Annotated in this window: 12 protein-coding genes and 1 other annotated feature; of the genes, 2 read left to right on the top strand and 10 right to left on the bottom strand. The window is 45.8% G+C overall.

Going from position 1 to position 16,019, the window contains the following annotated elements:
• The 6 genes from WEIDD23_RS03600 to WEIDD23_RS03575 form a co-directional block, all read right to left on the bottom strand.
• A partial coding sequence (locus WEIDD23_RS03600; RefSeq protein WP_156469562.1) for a LysM peptidoglycan-binding domain-containing protein occupies positions 1-342 on the bottom strand: 342 nt, incomplete at its 3' end.
• 395 nt (positions 343-737) lie between these two features.
• Positions 738-1,715 carry an ROK family glucokinase gene (locus WEIDD23_RS03595; RefSeq protein WP_010372352.1) on the bottom strand — a complete coding sequence of 326 codons (978 nt, stop codon included), beginning with the start codon at positions 1,713-1,715 and terminating at the stop codon, positions 738-740.
• A 125-nt stretch (positions 1,716-1,840) separates the two neighbouring features.
• Entirely contained in the window at positions 1,841-2,047 is a 207-nt protein-coding gene (locus tag WEIDD23_RS03590; RefSeq protein WP_062358762.1) for a YqgQ family protein, read from the bottom strand.
• Positions 2,048-2,060: 13 nt separating this feature from the next.
• Complete coding sequence (locus tag WEIDD23_RS03585; protein ID WP_010372346.1) at positions 2,061-2,762, bottom strand: rhomboid family intramembrane serine protease; 702 nt, start codon at positions 2,760-2,762, stop codon at positions 2,061-2,063.
• Between the two features lie 5 nt (positions 2,763-2,767).
• Positions 2,768-3,319, bottom strand: a complete 552-nt coding sequence (locus WEIDD23_RS03580; RefSeq protein ID WP_010372343.1) for a 5-formyltetrahydrofolate cyclo-ligase — start codon at positions 3,317-3,319, stop codon at positions 2,768-2,770.
• A 105-nt stretch (positions 3,320-3,424) separates the two neighbouring features.
• Positions 3,425-5,476, bottom strand: coding sequence for a peptidoglycan D,D-transpeptidase FtsI family protein (locus WEIDD23_RS03575; RefSeq protein WP_010372339.1), 2,052 nt, complete (start codon positions 5,474-5,476; stop codon positions 3,425-3,427).
• Between the two features lie 150 nt (positions 5,477-5,626).
• Here WEIDD23_RS03575 and WEIDD23_RS03570 point away from each other — a divergent pair, with 150 nt between their 5' ends.
• Both WEIDD23_RS03570 and greA read left to right on the top strand, forming a co-directional pair.
• Positions 5,627-8,275, top strand: a complete 2,649-nt coding sequence (locus tag WEIDD23_RS03570; RefSeq protein ID WP_062358761.1) for a YfhO family protein — start codon at positions 5,627-5,629, stop codon at positions 8,273-8,275.
• Between the two features lie 117 nt (positions 8,276-8,392).
• Positions 8,393-8,878 carry a transcription elongation factor GreA gene (gene greA / locus WEIDD23_RS03565; RefSeq protein WP_010372334.1) on the top strand — a complete coding sequence of 162 codons (486 nt, stop codon included), beginning with the start codon at positions 8,393-8,395 and terminating at the stop codon, positions 8,876-8,878.
• Positions 8,879-8,936: 58 nt separating this feature from the next.
• Here the strand turns inward: greA and recQ are convergent, their stop codons facing one another.
• From recQ to pheS, 4 genes are all read right to left on the bottom strand, one after another.
• Positions 8,937-10,766, bottom strand: coding sequence for a DNA helicase RecQ (gene recQ / locus WEIDD23_RS03560; RefSeq protein WP_010372331.1), 1,830 nt, complete (start codon positions 10,764-10,766; stop codon positions 8,937-8,939).
• A gap of 109 nt (positions 10,767-10,875) precedes the next feature.
• On the bottom strand, positions 10,876-12,087 hold the full coding sequence (mltG, locus tag WEIDD23_RS03555; RefSeq protein ID WP_062358760.1) for an endolytic transglycosylase MltG: 1,212 nt from the start codon (positions 12,085-12,087) through the stop codon (positions 10,876-10,878).
• Between the two features lie 96 nt (positions 12,088-12,183).
• Positions 12,184-14,607 carry a phenylalanine--tRNA ligase subunit beta gene (gene pheT / locus WEIDD23_RS03550; protein ID WP_062358759.1) on the bottom strand — a complete coding sequence of 808 codons (2,424 nt, stop codon included), beginning with the start codon at positions 14,605-14,607 and terminating at the stop codon, positions 12,184-12,186.
• Positions 14,608-14,616: 9 nt separating this feature from the next.
• Positions 14,617-15,657 carry a phenylalanine--tRNA ligase subunit alpha gene (gene pheS / locus WEIDD23_RS03545; protein WP_043708816.1) on the bottom strand — a complete coding sequence of 347 codons (1,041 nt, stop codon included), beginning with the start codon at positions 15,655-15,657 and terminating at the stop codon, positions 14,617-14,619.
• Positions 15,658-15,717: 60 nt separating this feature from the next.
• Positions 15,718-15,922: a binding site (T-box leader), on the bottom strand.
• Between the last annotated feature and the right edge of the window lie 97 nt (positions 15,923-16,019).

Raw genomic sequence — 16,019 nt, 5'->3', positions numbered from 1 at the left:
CAATTCAATTGTTTGACCAACCACAATGAAGTGAATGTCATCAATCTTGTTAGCAGCCGCAATTTCTTCAGCCGTCAAATCCGTTGCTGATGCAATTGATGACAACGTGTCACCTTCTTGAACCAAGTACGTTTGACCCGCAGTTTGAACGGCTGAGACAACCTGATCAACCGTCTTAGCACGCCATGATGACGTCGTTTGTGTTGGTGCTACTTCTTCATTAGCATATGTTGCATCCATGTGGAACATTGGCATAACCAAAGCCGCTGCCGCCAATACCGTACCCGCTACCCAGTTCTTACCTGACTTGTACAACTTCTTACGTGATGTTACGTTTTGCATGATTAACTCCCTTTTCGTCGCTCGTGTAAAGCGTGTCTTACTTTTTTTAAGTTTATGATTTTTGTTTTCGTCGTTGCCTTAACAACATAATCTATCTTAGCGAGGACGCGTAACAGGCGTATAACAGGCGCCAAACAACCTGTGACGCACAAATTCTTCATAAATCACACACGTGTAAATCAGCGCTACATCAACGTCTTGTTTCAGTCGTTCATACCATGTTCATAATTCGTGCATATTTCATTTTGTGAATTAGCTTACTATTTCACCATAAACGGGTGCAATGTTACATTTTATTACAAATATCTCAGCGATTTTCAGTAAACACCGTCATATTTGCCCACAAAAAAACGAGTATCGTCACGATACTCGTTTTTAATGACTTCTATTTATAATTAGGCAATCGTACGATCTGAGTTACGGGCCAATGAAGCAGCACCGTATGCACCAGCGTCGTTACCCAACTCTGCCAACTTCACTTCAGTTACGTCGCGCGTAGCCTTGAAAGCAAATTGGCTAAAGTTCTTGGCAACACGGTCCAACAAGAACTTACCAGCGGCTGAAACACCACCACCGATAACAACTGAAGATGGGTTCAAGATGTTTGAGATGTTAGCTGAAGCCAATCCAAGGTAGTAAGCCACCTTGTCGACAACTTCATTTGCCAAGTAATCCCCATCCTTTGCCAAGTCAAAGACAATCTTTGACGTCACTTCTTCACCATTGTCGACCATAGCCTTCAATTGTGAGTTACCAGCGTAAGCTTCGGCAAAATCTTGTGCCAAGTGGACAACACCTGTTGCTGAAGCATATTGCTCCAAGCAACCGTAGTTACCACATGTGCACAAATATCCACCAGGTTCGACGATCATGTGACCGACCTCACCACCAGCACCGGCAACACCGTGGATCAACTTACCATCGTTAATCAATCCACCACCAACACCAGTTCCCAACGTAATGAAGGCAACATCTGGTTGATTGTTTCCAGCACCACGCCATTGCTCACCCAAAGCGGCAGCGTTAGCGTCGTTGTCCATCGTCAATGGCAAGCCAGTACCAGCTTCAATTTGTTCGCGGACGTTTTGCGTTTCCTTCCAGTTCAAGTTGAACGCTGCACGAACGGTTCCGTTCTCAGTGTCAACCGTTCCCGGCGTACCCATTCCGATACCAATGATACGGTCCTTATCCAATTGGTACAAGTCCAAGTGGTGGTTAATAGAATCAATGATGTCGGGTACAATGTGTGAACCTTCGTCCAAGATGTTTGTCTTGATTGACCACTTTTGTTGAATCTCACCTTCAGCAGTCAAAATGGCAAACTTGATGGTTGTTCCACCAAGGTCAACACCGATTAGCTTGTCTTTAGCCATCTGTTCTTTCCTCGTTATTTCTCAAAAAATATATTTGTAATCGCTTTCTTGCTTTCAACATTATTAATTATAACGCATTTTCCAATTAAAACAAGCATTTTAGTGAAAACGGTTACAAAGTTGATTTATAAGGCTTGGCGTTGCTCTTCATCTTCATGTTCATGTCGTAATACCAGCTTGATTTGCGCGTATTCCTTTGCTTCTAACAAGCCAGCCTTATACATGTTGTCGATTTCAATTGCCGCCAACTCAATATCCCACAAGCGGTTACCCACGTGAATATAAATATCGTATTTCTTCAATAAATTTAAAACATCCAAAAACGTCCGCATATCATCACGCTCCTTAGATACGATTTATCGCAATGCCAAATACCACTGCTAATAATGCGAGATACACAATCACTGCTAATAAGCGGTGCCACACGCGTACCTTAAACAAGCCGGTGTAGTGAAATCCCGAAATAAAGGCTGGTACCAGAATGAATCCCCCTAGTAAGCCCCCAATGTGGGCGCTTAAATCAATATCCGGCGTTGCAAACGACGATACAATTGATAACAAGATAAAAATCCCCATCAATTTTGCCTGACTACGCCAGTATGCGCGGCGCTTGTCCAACAGCCCTAACATACCAATGGCACCGAACAGGCCAAAGATTCCGCCTGAAGCCCCAGCTGAAATAACATTCACTCCACCAAAGGCTAGGCTCATCAAATTACCACTAATCACCGTCAGGAAAAATAGTGCTAGGAAACGCCATGGTCCCAGCTCAATCTCAAGTAACCGACCGATAAAGTATAACGTAATCATATTAAAAGCCAGGTGTGAAAACGTCACGTGCAAGAAGCCCGCCGTTATCAGACGCCACCACTGGTGTAATTGGTAAACAGCCGGTGAAAATTGCGCACCAGAATGAAATAACACTTGTGAGTTAATGGTAAAGCTATGCGCTTGTAAGACTTCCCATAAGTAGACAAGCACCATCACGGTCACTAAGCCGGCGGTGGCTGGCGTCGCTTTAAACGCCCGCTTGAAATCATTAGTCATGAACATTATTCCTCATTTTTAAAAATTAAAACTTGATCAACTTGTTGGTCAGTTGGCTCAAGCGGCCAACTAGGTTGGGGATAAACATTCTCCGGCAGCGCCAATGCGACTGTCCGAGCTGTGGTCTGTGGTAACCACCGATCATAATACCCGCCACCAAAACCAATGCGGTCACCGGCTTCGCTAAAGGCCAGTCCCGGAACGACCACAAAGTCAATCTCAGTTGGCACCACAATCTCATCCCCCACGGGCTCTAACATGCCGAAGCGGTGCCGCTCATAGGTTGTGGCTGGCGTCACCACAATAAAGGTCATCTGCCGACCAGGTTGGACGCGGGGCAAAACCACACGTTTCCCCTGTAACATCGCCGTTTGAATGAGTAATTGGGTCGGTATTTCATCATCTTGAGACAACGTTAGTGCGACCGTTTTCGCTGATTGCCACGCTGGCAGTGCAGTCACTTGCGCCACAACAGCTTGCATCAGCCAGCCCCGTTGCGCATCAGAAAGCGTCGCTAAATTGGCTAGCGCCTGTTGTCTAACTGCTGCTTTTTCCATCAAACCGATTCCCCCTTACCAAAAAACTGGTACTTACAATCATAAGTACCAGTTTATCACAATAGTTCTTAGTCTAAGAACCGTTAATTATCAGGGTATTACCCCTTATTTGTTAGCTGACCCAGCGTCCTGGACATCCTTCCAAAAGGCAGCGTAGATTTGTGAACCAATTGCTTGGTTAACGTTTTCATCAGCATCGTCCGTTCCTGGAATAACAACCGCCAAGGCCACGTCTGAATCCGGCACGAATGAAATCAATGAACTCGTAACCGTCGTTGCCCCATTCGTCGTCGTTTCAGCTGTTCCCGTCTTAGCACTAACTTCAGGCTTAACATCCTTCAAGTGCGTTCCAGTGGCATAGCCTGAGCTACTGTGCACAACTTCATTCATACCCTTCCAAATTAAGTCACGCTCGTCCTTCGTCCAACCAACAGTCCCAAGAACTTCGGTTGGTATCGTCGTCGTAGTCGTTACCTTATTGGCTGTATCACGGGATTGAATTGATTGCACAATGTGTGGACGGACACGGTAACCACCATTTGCAATTGTTGCAACGTACTGTGCAAGTTGCATCGTCGTGTACGTATCATACTGTCCGAATGATTCGTCTAAGGCATTACCGATGTGCTCACGAGTTGTTGATCCCTTGATACCCGTGATTTCACCAGGCAAATCAATGCCGGTCTTCACACCCAATCCGAAACGGGCGAATCCGTCACGCATCGTCTGGTAAACAGACGTTGGCAAGGCACCCAATGACATACCTGGGAAGTAGTTCAAACCACCCAAGCGCAGCATAACTTGCATAACGTACGTGTTAGAAGACATCATCAAGGCAGTGTCGGCCGTCAATGGCATGTTTCCACTACCATTACGGTTCCACCATGATGACTTTGTTGGCGTTCCAGCAACCGAAATTGGTTGATCAGTAATCGTATTATTTTCTGGTGTAATCGCACCATTCATAAATCCGGTTGTGATCATCGCTGGCTTAACAACAGATCCGACAACGTTAGCTTGGTTAACTGTCGACAAGGCGTCAGCCGTTAACTTTCCTGTTTCATAATCACGGTTAACGCCAGCTGTGGCATAAATGCCACCAGTCTTCGGGTTAATCACGACCGCATACGCACCCGTTGTATTACCACCAGGAATATTCTTCTCCAAAATGTCTTGCACATCATTCTGGAACTTTGCATTAATCGTTAACGTCAAGTTGTCACCAGCTTGACCCTTATACTGGGTCGTTTCCTTCGTGTTGCCATCTTTATCAGTTGTGACTTCAACACGGGCCTTCGTCCCCTTTAACGTTGACTCATACTGCTTTTCCAAGTATGACGTTCCGACGACATCGTCACGTGAGTAGCCTTGGGTTAGCAAAGAATTAACACTGTCTTCAGGCAGCCCTGACTTTGAAGTTGACGTGCCACCAACTAGTGACTTAATCGCATCACCTTGTGGATAATCACGTGTGTAGTAGATGCCGACCTTAACGCCTGGCATCTTTGATTGACGCTCACCGATATCCGAAATTTCTTGTTGCGTCACATCAGTTTCTTTCAAGTAAACCGTTGACAAGGCATATGAATTTGCCATCTTCTGGTAAATCATTGCCTTATTCTTTTGCAAATCCGTTAGTGGGAAACGCTTTTTATGTTTTTCAACGTAGCCACGTAGCGCATTCACGTATGCATCCGTACCGGGAGCAGCTGTTGTGCCACTCGCTTCAACCACGCGCTTAGCACGCTTAGGGTCTTGAATATAATACGTTGCATAGTTAGGTGTTGATAACTGCTTAGTATCGACAGTTAAGTACTTACCAACATTATTCGCAATGGCGTACATTTCTGATTCAGTAATGCTTTTTGGCTTGGTATAAGTAATCGCCTGCGATCCCTTATTCGCAACCAAAGCTTGGCCGGTACTATCATAAATCATGCCTCGTTGGACATTAACTTGTTCGACGCTGGATTCGGCACTCGTCACGGCAGTCTTATATTTTGCGCTGTCCGTAATCTGTAGCGTTGCCAATCGCCAGCCCAATGCACCGAGCATCAGTACAACAATACCCATCAAAACATTCAGCCGGACAGGAATACGTGACAACGAACCGTTAGTTGACACACGTCGCTTGCCACGGCGCTTAGGTGATTGCATAACTCGACCCTTTCTTTCTATTCAATCTAATTGTTTAATTGTAGCATATTTTATGCCCCTAATACCTTAACCTCTTACAACGAATTCGCTGAATTTTCAGGCCTATTATATGGTTTAATAGTACTAATTGAAATTATTGGAGAAAACATTATGTTCGCACATTTAAATCCTTTAAAATGGCGCACATCTACTAAAACCCTATGGATTAGTTTTTTACTACCCGTTATTATCATGACGGTCTATTTTGGGTTCCGTGGGATGGCACCATTTGGGTCAAGTTCCATTCTAACTGTTGATTTGGGACAACAATACATTGATTTTTTCGAAAGTTATCGACATGCCCTATTTTCTGATCCGCTCAGTATTTTTTACAGTTTTGCGAAAGGGTTAGGTGGTGAAACGTATGGTGACTGGGCTTACTACTTGCTAAGTCCGACGAACCTATTATTATTACCATTTTCCAACACCTATCTGCCCATCGGCATTCTGTTTCTTACTATATTAAAGTACGGTTTAGCCGGTTGGAGTTTCGCCTACGCCTTAAAAAGTATGCGCTGGCAAAACGGCTGGCGGCTCCCCCTCTTTAGTGTGACTTACGCCATGATGGGGTGGTTCGTCGCGAATGACCTCAACTTACTTTGGCTAGATGCGGCCATCTTACTGCCTTTAATCATCGCCGGCCTAGAACGGTATATTGAGGGGCGGTCGGCTTGGCGCTTCATTGCGCCACTGTTTGCAATCTTCGTGATTAACTACTATATGGCCTACATGATTGGGCTATTCCTTGTGTTATACATTATCTGGCGTTTATTCTGGCAACCATACCGTCTGTTAGAACGCTGGCATATTTTACGGAAATTTATTTTCGGTAGCATTATCAGCATTGGGTTGTCGACCGTCATTTGGTTACCTACTGCCTACACGTTATTAAATAGTAAAGGGCAACATATGCTGGATAACTTGAGTTGGAAGTTTGAATATCAAGCCCCCGACTTACTTGGTAAGTTATTCTTAGGGACTTTCAACTTTGACCAAATGCCAAGCGGCCTACCAAACATTTTTGTTGGTAGTCTACCAATTATCATGCTCTGGTTCTTCTTTACCTACCGCTTGATTCGCTGGCAAACTCGTTTGGTCGCTTTCTTCATTACGGCATTCTTAGTCGTCTCAATGATGTACGCCCCTTTGAACTTGATGTGGCATGGCTTCCAGTTCCCAGTTTGGTACCCTTATCGGTTCTCATACGTCTTTAGTTTTTGGGTCATCTGGCTGGCGGCGTCCGTGTGGTCACCGACGCTTCGATTCTCGTGGACCCAACTCGGCAGCCTCTTCATTTTGGCTGTCGCCGCAGTAGTGTATCTCTACTACCGCCTGGATAGCCTCAACTTTTTGACCCAAAACCAACTCATCATTGGAGGCAGCTTCTTCCTATTGCTCCTTGGCTTCCATGCCTTGCCAGTCCGCAGTGGTTGGTGGTTACCAATGGTGACGTTGTTGGTTGTCGGTGAAATGACAACCAGCACTATCTGGTCTCTCAATAATTTCAGCTATCTAACAAACACAGAGTACACAACCTACATTAAGAGCCTCAATCAAATTACGGCAGATTTGCCCAAGTCAGATAAAGACTTCTACCGGGTGGCGCAATCATTCCAGCGAACTAAGGGTGATCCGCTCCAAGCACACTACAATGGCGCGTCAACATTTAGCTCGGCCCTTGAACATCAGCAGAGTGATTTCATGGCGGCCATCGGTCAACCCGAGGGTGATAATTACATCACCTACAACGGCGGTACTTTGGTTTCCGATGCTTTACTGGGGATGCGCTACTTAATCCAGCCAAGTGGTCAAGAACCACACACGTCTGGTACGCCAACGAATATGCGCACTTACTCGCGGAGTGATACCAACGGTTATTATCAAATGACCAAGCACACCCAGATGGCGGTGCTGTCAAAGAACCCTTATGCGTTGCCACTCGCATTTGCAGCGAACACAAATGCCCTCAACGTTAAGTTCAAAGATAACGACCCTTTGCGTAATCAAAGCGACCTTTGGAATGCCCTACTTGGTTATGACAACACACCGATTTTCGAAAGTGCCAATTTTGATAGCTCAGCGGCGACAAACATGACGGCACCAACAACCATCACGGGGGCCTTTCTGAAGAAAGAAAACGCCAATGCCGTTGGTTCATTAACCGTGACCTATACGCCTAGCACGGATGATCCGTACTATTTAACGATTGGGGATGCATTGAATAATGACAATGTTGAAATTCAATTAAATGGTAAGGCACTACCAACCATGCCAAGTCACCGTCACACGATTATCGTGCCACTACCGTCATACCAAAAAGGTCAAACGCAAACTATTACGTTTATCCTGAAAAAGAATGACTTGTGGCTACAAAACGTTTCACTGTACCGGGCCAACACAGATTCTATCCGTGCACAAGCCCAGACGCTACAACATAACGCGTTTAAGCCAAGCCATGTTAGCCAAACACGTATCAGTGGTAAAATCACGATCCCGGCTGGTAACGGTCTTATGATGACTACGATTCCAGCCGCCGATGGTTGGACTGCCTACGTTGATGGCAAAGCAACCGATACTGTCACCGTTGGTAAATTCTTTATCGGTTTGGCCTTAAAGCCTGGCGAGCACAGTGTCACCTTTAAATTCACGCCACCTTACTTAAAGATTAGCGCGATTGTTTCTCTTGGCTTTGCCCTCTTTATGGCTGGGTTGGGCTGGTCAGAAAGCGAAAAACGACGTCATTCATTGCACCAATTTTAAAAGAAGCCGTTGTGAACCTTTACACACGCCAGCCCCCGTGGTATCGTATTTTTTGAACCTACGGGATTACAATTATTTTTTCAAATAAAAAACTGTTAGAAATAGGAGGCCACACACATGGCTGAAGAAAAGACATTCCCAATGACGGTCGAAGGTAAGGCCAAGATTGAGGAAGAATTGAACACATTGATTACGGAGACTCGTGCTGAAATCACTGGTCGTATCCAAATTGCACGTAGCTTTGGTGACTTGTCAGAAAACTCTGAATACCAATCAGCTAAGGATGAGCAAGCTTTCGTTGAAGGTCGCATCAACACGTTGCAAAACATGTTGGACAACGCCGTTATCATCGACTCATCAGAAATCGCTGACGATGAAGTATCAGTTGGTAAGAAGGTAACCTTTAAGGAGTTGCCAGACGAAGAGCCTGAAACTTACGCCATCGTTGGTGCCGTTGAAGCAAACCCACTTGAGGGTAAGATTTCAAACGAATCACCAATCGCCGTTGCCTTGATGGGTAAGAAGGTTGGCGACCAAGTTGAAGTACCATTGCCAAACGGTGCCTCAATGGACGTTGAAATCATGGCCGTTGACTTGGCTTAGTTAAATCAAATAAATAAATAAAAGAGGCTAGGACAAATTTGTCCTAGCCTCTTTTTTATTATTCAGTTTCAGTTGCTTTAGCAATCACGGCCAACACTTCCTTACCGTAACGTTCAGCCTTAGCATCCCCAATTCCTGGTACAGCCATCAACTCTGCGTTATTGCGCGGTTGCTGCTTGGCCAACTCGACCAAAGTACGATCATTGAAAATAATGAATGGCGGAATTTCTGTCACCCGGGCCAGCTCCAAACGCCAAGTTCGTAACGCTTCAAAGACCGTCCGTTGCGCCTCATCCAAATCGTCACGCGTACTTGGTGAGCCTGCCTTTACACGATCATCAATCGACCGAACATCTTGACGACGCTTAACCTGACGCTCTCCCTTCAACACCGACACGCCCTCTGGTGAGACAGTCAAACCAGCATACTGCCCCGTCACACGTAGGTACCCCTCCGCAATAAGGTAGTCAATCAAACTCATGATATGCACCCGAGCGGTCCCTTGGAGTAACCCAAACGTTGGCAGTTGATCCAAATTGGTCCATTGGAACTTATCTGGCAATTTACCACGTAATGTTTCGGCCGTCAGCGTTTTACCAAAGCCATTCTCGCCACCACGTGACTTTGCCATGCGGACCACGTGGCTCAACACCTTTTGAGCATCCGTTGTGATATCAACCGCATCACGGTTATCCAAGCAATTGGTACAACGGCCACAATCCGGCGTATCTTCACCAAAGTAGCGGGTGATATAGCGTTGCAAACACATTTGCGTCGCGCCATAGTTTGCCATTTCCTGTAACTTCATCTTCTGTAAGTTTTGGTACTCTGGCGTCTGATTATCACTATTATCAATGAAGAAGCGTTGTGTTTGTAAATCAGCCGCCGCATACAGCAAGATGGCTTCGGATGGTAATCCATCACGACCCGCACGACCAATTTCTTGATAATAGGCCTCCACTGAGCCCGGAATCCCATAGTGAATCACAAACCGGACATTCGACTTGTTAATCCCCATTCCAAAGGCGTTTGTCGCCACAACCACGTCACGTCGATCGTAAATAAAATCATCCTGAGCTTGGGCACGCGCTTGGTCAGGCATACCAGCATGGTAGCCAACTGCGTTAATGCCCGCCGCCGTTAGTGTCTCCGTCAACGCTTCAACAATCTTGCGGGTTGGCGCATAAACAATGCCTGATTCACCACGATGTTCGCGAATATACTTGGTAATAAAATCTTCCTTACTCCGTTTATTCAGCCCCTTTTCAATGCGGATTGTCAAATTATCACGGACAACACTCGTCCGAACCGTATGTTGAATGTGCAACATTGCTTCCAAGTCGGCTTGCACCCGTTCTGTAGCCGTTGCAGTCAATGCCATCACTCGGGGCGCAGACTCTAGATTATTAATTAACCCAACCGCATTCAAATAACTTGGCCTGAAATCATGACCCCATTGCGAAAGTACGTGAACCTCATCAATCACGACTAGCGAAATTGGCAAGCGGTTAAGTAAGGCATACGTCCCCTCGCTCCCTAACCGTTCAGGCGCCAAATACAGCAGTTTCGCCTCTTCGTTCAGCAGGCTGTTCATTGCTGCCCGATATTCCTCATCATTTTGGGTTGAATTCAATGTCACTGCCGGCACGCCTGCCTCATGCAATTCATCAACCTGATTTTTCATCAAAGATAGCAATGGCGAAATGACCACCGTGATGCCATCCAACATCAGCGCTGGAATTTGGTATGTTAATGACTTACCACCACCAGTTGGCATAATCCCCAACGTGCGCTGGCCAGCCATTACGGCATCAATAATTTCAGCTTGTCCCTCGCGAAACGAGCTATAACCAAATGTTTGTTGTAGCGTCTCTAATGCTGTCGCCATGCTCTCCTCCTATGTGTGTAAAATACTCTACGTTCCATTATGGACTGCTACCGAAAGTGTGTAAAGCCAAACGAAAAAGCGACCCGAAAGCCGCTTTTCGCATGTGTTTTTATTTTGATGATGTTGCAGATGAAGTCGTTGTGTTTGATGACTTCTTAGCTGCATTTGATGAATCAGCTGCATTACCGACTGATTCATTGGTTGATTCCAAGTCACCCGACTTACCCAAGTGTTCATCATAATCCTTTGAGTAGAACACCTTACCAGTCTTCAAATTAGCCACGAAGTAGAGGTAACCCTTGTCGCAATCCTTAGGATTCAAAACAGCTTGAATTGATTGCAATGATGGGTTGTTAAATGGTCCTGGCCCGTAACCTGAGAACTTGTACAAGTTATATGGGTTATCTGACTTAACATCTTCATTGCTCAAATTCGTCTTGTCTGTATCAAGCGCGTACTTTGTGGCAATATCTGATTGCAATGGCATCTTAACGTCCAAACGGTTTTCGAAGACACCGGCAATTGTGCGTCGGCTATCTTCATCGATTCCTTCACGTTCAACCAAAGATGCAAGCGTCAAAACTTGGTGAACCGTCTTGCCTGACTTCTTAATCGCATCAAATTGGCCCTTCAATTGGGTATAGTCTTGGTAAACCATTTGGTTAATCAATTCATTAACGTTCTTGGCATCCTTCCAGTTATAAGTCGCTGGGTAAAGGTACCCTTCCAACTTGTAGCGGATTTGATCCTTTTGATCACTTGTGGTCTCTGAATCAAGCAAGCCTGGATAAGCAGCTTGCAAACGCTTAAAGAACGCATCATCGTTAACAGCCTTCAAGAATTCATCACGGGTGAAGTGCGTCTTAGCTGCCACTTCATTCGCAATATTTGAAATTGTCTCACCTTCACGAACCGTAATCGTTTCCTTGTTGTTCAACGGATAAGCTGAACCACCTTGGCGCAATGACTTAACCATTTCTTGCACCGTATCTGATGGGCTAAACAAATAGTAACCAGCCTTCATGTCTGACACATTGTTCGTCAACACGTAATTCATAAAAGCACGTTCAGAGCGCAAGACCTTAGCTTTGTCCAAATCCTTCGCAATCGTAGCTGAATCAGAACCAGCCTTAATTTGCACCTGTACATCCTTCTTACTCTTAGCATTCAAGGCTGAGTAATCCGTCTTATCTTTTTGAATTGTGTAGTATTGGTAACCACCGTAACCGGCACCACCAAGTAGCAAAACGGCTACCACACCCAAAGTAATCCAAAGACCCTTGCGTGACTTTTTACCGTTCAATCGACTCAAATCGTCCATTATGCAACTCCTAGTTCTAATTGGGCTTATAAAAAAGCCGTTGTTACTGTCTAGTATACCAGCAACAACGACTTTTTGATTACAGTCTTTTTAAGATTAACGGATTTCCGCGTTAAACTTCTCTGCAAGTGCAGCCGTAATACGTTCCACAGCTGCATTGATATCTTCATCAACCAACGTCTTTTCAACATCAACGAATGTCAAAGCGTATGCCAATGACTTCTTATCATCAGCCACGTTTTCACCCGTGTACACGTCAAACAATTCAACGTCGTGCAGCAAAGCACCACCAGCAGCTACGATGGCGGCACGCAAATCAGCTGCGGGCACATCACGGTCAACCAAGATGGCCAAGTCGCGGGCAACAGCTGGGAAGCGTGATACCACTTCATAACCATCCTTAACCTTAGGCAAATCGAAAATGGCGTCTACGTTCAACTCAAAGGCGTAAGTCTCGTTGACCTTGTAAGTCTTAGCAGTCACTGGGTGTACTTGACCAACGAACCCAATTAACGTCTCACCAACATAAATGTCAGCCGTCCGGCCTGGGTGCATTTCAGCACGTTCAGTCGTTGGTACAAAACGAATGTCATCAGCAAACGCATAATTAGCCAACAAACGTTCAACAATGCCCTTCAAGGCGAAGAAATCAGCCTTTTGTGCACCAGCAGCCCAAGTACGAGGTAATACGTTACCAGTAATCACACCAGCCACATGCTCAATTTCTGTTGGCAATACAGAAGCATCCCCATTTGAAACAAAGACACGGCCTTGCTCATACAAAGCCACATCAGCTTGCTTGCGAGCAACGTTATAGGCAACGTCATCTAGCAAGCCCGTCAACAAGCTACCGCGCGTTTGGTGGCGATCTTGTGACATTGGGTAGTCCAATTGAATTGGTTGCCCATCATGCAACTTGAAGTTATTTGCCTTCTCTGGCGTCGTCAATACGTATGAAATAGCTTGGTTCAAGCCCAAGCCTTCAAGATCATGACGCGTCGCACGAATCAATGCTTGCTTTGGCGTCAACTTACCGGGTGTCGTTTCACCAGTTGGCAACGTTGCTGGCAAGTTATCGTAACCGTACAAACGGGCGATTTCTTCGACCAAATCAGCGGCAATCGTAATATCCCAACGACGAGCTGGCACAGTTACGGTGAATTCACCGTCATTCAACTCATAATCGAAGAACAAACGGTCAAAGATAGCTGAGATTTCAGCCTCTGTGATTTCAGTCCCCAACACATGGTTCACATGGGCCGTCGTCACCTTCACAACTGGTGCTTCGTAGTCAAAGTCTTGTGCAACCACACGACCTTCAGTTACCTCACCACCAGCAATTTCAGCAATCAAAGCAGCCGCGTGGTCCAATGCTGTGAACGTATCTTCTACATTCACACCACGTTCGAAACGTGTTGAAGCTTCTGAGTGCAAGTTTTGATCACGAGCAGCGTGACGAATGGCCTTTGGCTCAAAGATAGCCCCTTCCAACACGATGTTCGTCGTCTTAGCCGTTACTTCAGTTGACTCACCACCCATGACACCGGCAAACATCAAAGCTTCATCACCAGCTGCGATGACAATATCTTCAGCTGATGCTTCACGTTCAACGCCATCCAATGTTTTAATCTTTTCAGCTGGCTTAGCCGTACGAACCGTGATGTCCTTGCTTGGCAACGTATCCAAGTCAAAGGCGTGCAATGGTTGACCGTACGTCAACAACATCAAGTTTGTTACGTCGACCACGTTAGAAATTGGCCGAATGCCCATGGTCCACAAACGACGTTGCAACCACAAAGGTGAGTCTTTCACTTCAACATTCTTAACAACACGCAAACCATACTTAGGTGCCAATTCAGCTGGGGCTGTGGCTGAAATCAAATCAGCTGTTTTCTCTGACGTTTCCGTCAATTCAAACGTTGGCAACGTTGGTTCTTCTGACAAAATAGCTGCCACTTCCCAAGCTGTGCCGTTCATTGAGAACAAGTCAGCACGGTTAGGCGTAATGCCTGTTTCAAGCACATCATCATCCATGCCCAAAACATGCAAAGCATTCTCGCCTGGTGTCAAATCAGCAGCGTCAACATCGTTAAACACCCAGATACCGTCTTCAAAGTCCTTAGGTGACACCTTGTCATCAAAACCAAGTTCTTGCAAGGCAGCTAACATACCGTTTGAAACAACGCCACGCAACTTACCCTTCTTAATCTTTTGACCACCACCAACGATTGAGTTGTGCTTGGCCAAGATAACTGTTTGACCTTCAGCTACGTTTGGTGCACCAGTCACAATTTGGATTGGCTCATCTTCACCCGCATCCACTTGGGTAATCACCATGTGGTCTGAATCTGGGTGTTCTTCAACTGACAATACCTTGGCAATCACAATGTTCTTCATGTTTGCTTGTGGTTGGTATTGTCCTTCAATTTCAACTGTCGTACGTGAAATCTTCTCTGCCAACTCATTTGCTGGCAATTCGATTGGCAAATAATCACGCAACCAATTTACAGAAACCTTCATTTTGTTTGCTTATCCTTTCTGGTCAAATTGCGTCAAGAAACGCACATCGTTCAAGTAGAAGTTACGGATATCTTCAACCCCATACTTCAACATGGCAAAACGGTCAGGCCCCAAGCCGAAGGCAAAGCCACCGTATACTTCAGGATCAACCCCAGCCATACGCAAAACGTTAGGGTGCACCATACCGGCACCAAGCACTTCAATCCATTCGATATCTTCAGGGTTCATGTCAGGCGTTACCGCGTTCCATGACACATCGACTTCAACAGAAGGTTCCGTGAATGGGAAGTACGATGGACGCAAACGAATATCATGGTCTTCACCAAACAAGTTGCGCGCAACTGCCAAAAGCGTTCCCTTCAAATCACCCATCGTGATGTGCTTATCGATCACAAGTCCTTCCATTTGGTGGAATTGGTGTGAGTGCGTTGCATCATCCGTATCGCGACGGTAAACACGACCAGGTGATACCATCTTCAAAGGTCCAGCATTAAAGTCGTGTGACTCCAACGTGCGGGCTTGAACGGGTGACGTTTGCGTACGCATCAAGATTTCTGGCGTGATATAGAACGTATCTTGCATATCACGGGCTGGGTGATCCTTAGGCAAGTTCATCATCTCAAAGTTATACTTGTCTTGCTCCACTTCAGGTCCTTCAATGACTTGGTAACCCATACCAAGGAATTGATCCTCAAGTGACTCGATGATTTGTTGCAACACGTGTGGTTGTCCTTGTGCCGTTGCACGGCCTGGTAACGTCACATCCAATGTTTCAGCTGCCAACTTTTCATTCAAAGCAGCGGCTTCCAAATTCGTTTGACGGGTTGCAATGGCCTCAGTCAGTGCATCGCGCACTTCGTTAGCAAGCGCCCCAACAACAGGTCGCTCTTCAGGCGTCAAATCCTTCATACCGCGTAGCACTTCTGTTAGCGGTCCCTTCTTACCAAGCCAATTAACACGTACTTGGTTCAAAGCCTTCAAGTCCGCAGTTGCCGCGATTTCGCCCAATGCTTGATCGCGCAATTGTGTGAGCTCGTCTTGTAAACTCATGATCTGTCTCCTTAAAATTTAAAATCAAAATAAAAAGTCCCTGCGACAAATAAACATTGTCGCAGGGACGCTCATTAACGTGGTACCACCCTACTTTTAGTAGTCAATGCGACTACCCTCGGACATTCGTTAACGGAAATGAACCGCAACGGCCTTGCAACCGCTGAACTCCTGACTGAAATTCAGTTATCATGCTGATGGGTTTTCACCGACTCCCACTCTCTAACACAGCCCACTAACTTACTAGGTCATTCAAAGTTTCTTATATTATTGTACAACATTCTAGGCACTGTGCAAGGGGAAGTCATTCTGGGTATGGTTTTGTGGTGTTTGCGGGTGTCGTCGCGTTGCGACGAGCAACG

The sequence above is a fragment of the Weissella sp. DD23 genome (genome assembly GCF_001579105.1).
GTDB classification, from domain to species: Bacteria; Bacillota; Bacilli; order Lactobacillales; family Lactobacillaceae; genus Weissella; species Weissella cibaria.
The sequence above is the reverse complement of the archived record's forward strand: the minus strand, read 5'-3'. Positions and strand labels throughout refer to the sequence as shown.

Bases quoted from the DNA above. Each gene is read 5' to 3' on its own strand.
- pheT (WP_062358759.1), bottom strand. From the start codon at position 14,607: ATGAAGGTTTCTGTAAATTGGTTGCGTGATTATTTGCCAATCGAATTG.
- greA (WP_010372334.1), top strand. From the start codon at position 8,393: ATGGCTGAAGAAAAGACATTCCCAATGACGGTCGAAGGTAAGGCCAAG.
- WEIDD23_RS03580 (WP_010372343.1), bottom strand. From the start codon at position 3,319: ATGGAAAAAGCAGCAGTTAGACAACAGGCGCTAGCCAATTTAGCGACG.
- WEIDD23_RS03585 (WP_010372346.1), bottom strand. From the start codon at position 2,762: ATGACTAATGATTTCAAGCGGGCGTTTAAAGCGACGCCAGCCACCGCC.
- WEIDD23_RS03575 (WP_010372339.1), bottom strand. From the start codon at position 5,476: ATGCAATCACCTAAGCGCCGTGGCAAGCGACGTGTGTCAACTAACGGT.
- WEIDD23_RS03570 (WP_062358761.1), top strand. From the start codon at position 5,627: ATGTTCGCACATTTAAATCCTTTAAAATGGCGCACATCTACTAAAACC.
- mltG (WP_062358760.1), bottom strand. From the start codon at position 12,087: ATGGACGATTTGAGTCGATTGAACGGTAAAAAGTCACGCAAGGGTCTT.
- recQ (WP_010372331.1), bottom strand. From the start codon at position 10,766: ATGGCGACAGCATTAGAGACGCTACAACAAACATTTGGTTATAGCTCG.
- WEIDD23_RS03590 (WP_062358762.1), bottom strand. From the start codon at position 2,047: ATGCGGACGTTTTTGGATGTTTTAAATTTATTGAAGAAATACGATATT.
- pheS (WP_043708816.1), bottom strand. From the start codon at position 15,657: ATGAGTTTACAAGACGAGCTCACACAATTGCGCGATCAAGCATTGGGC.
- WEIDD23_RS03595 (WP_010372352.1), bottom strand. From the start codon at position 1,715: ATGGCTAAAGACAAGCTAATCGGTGTTGACCTTGGTGGAACAACCATC.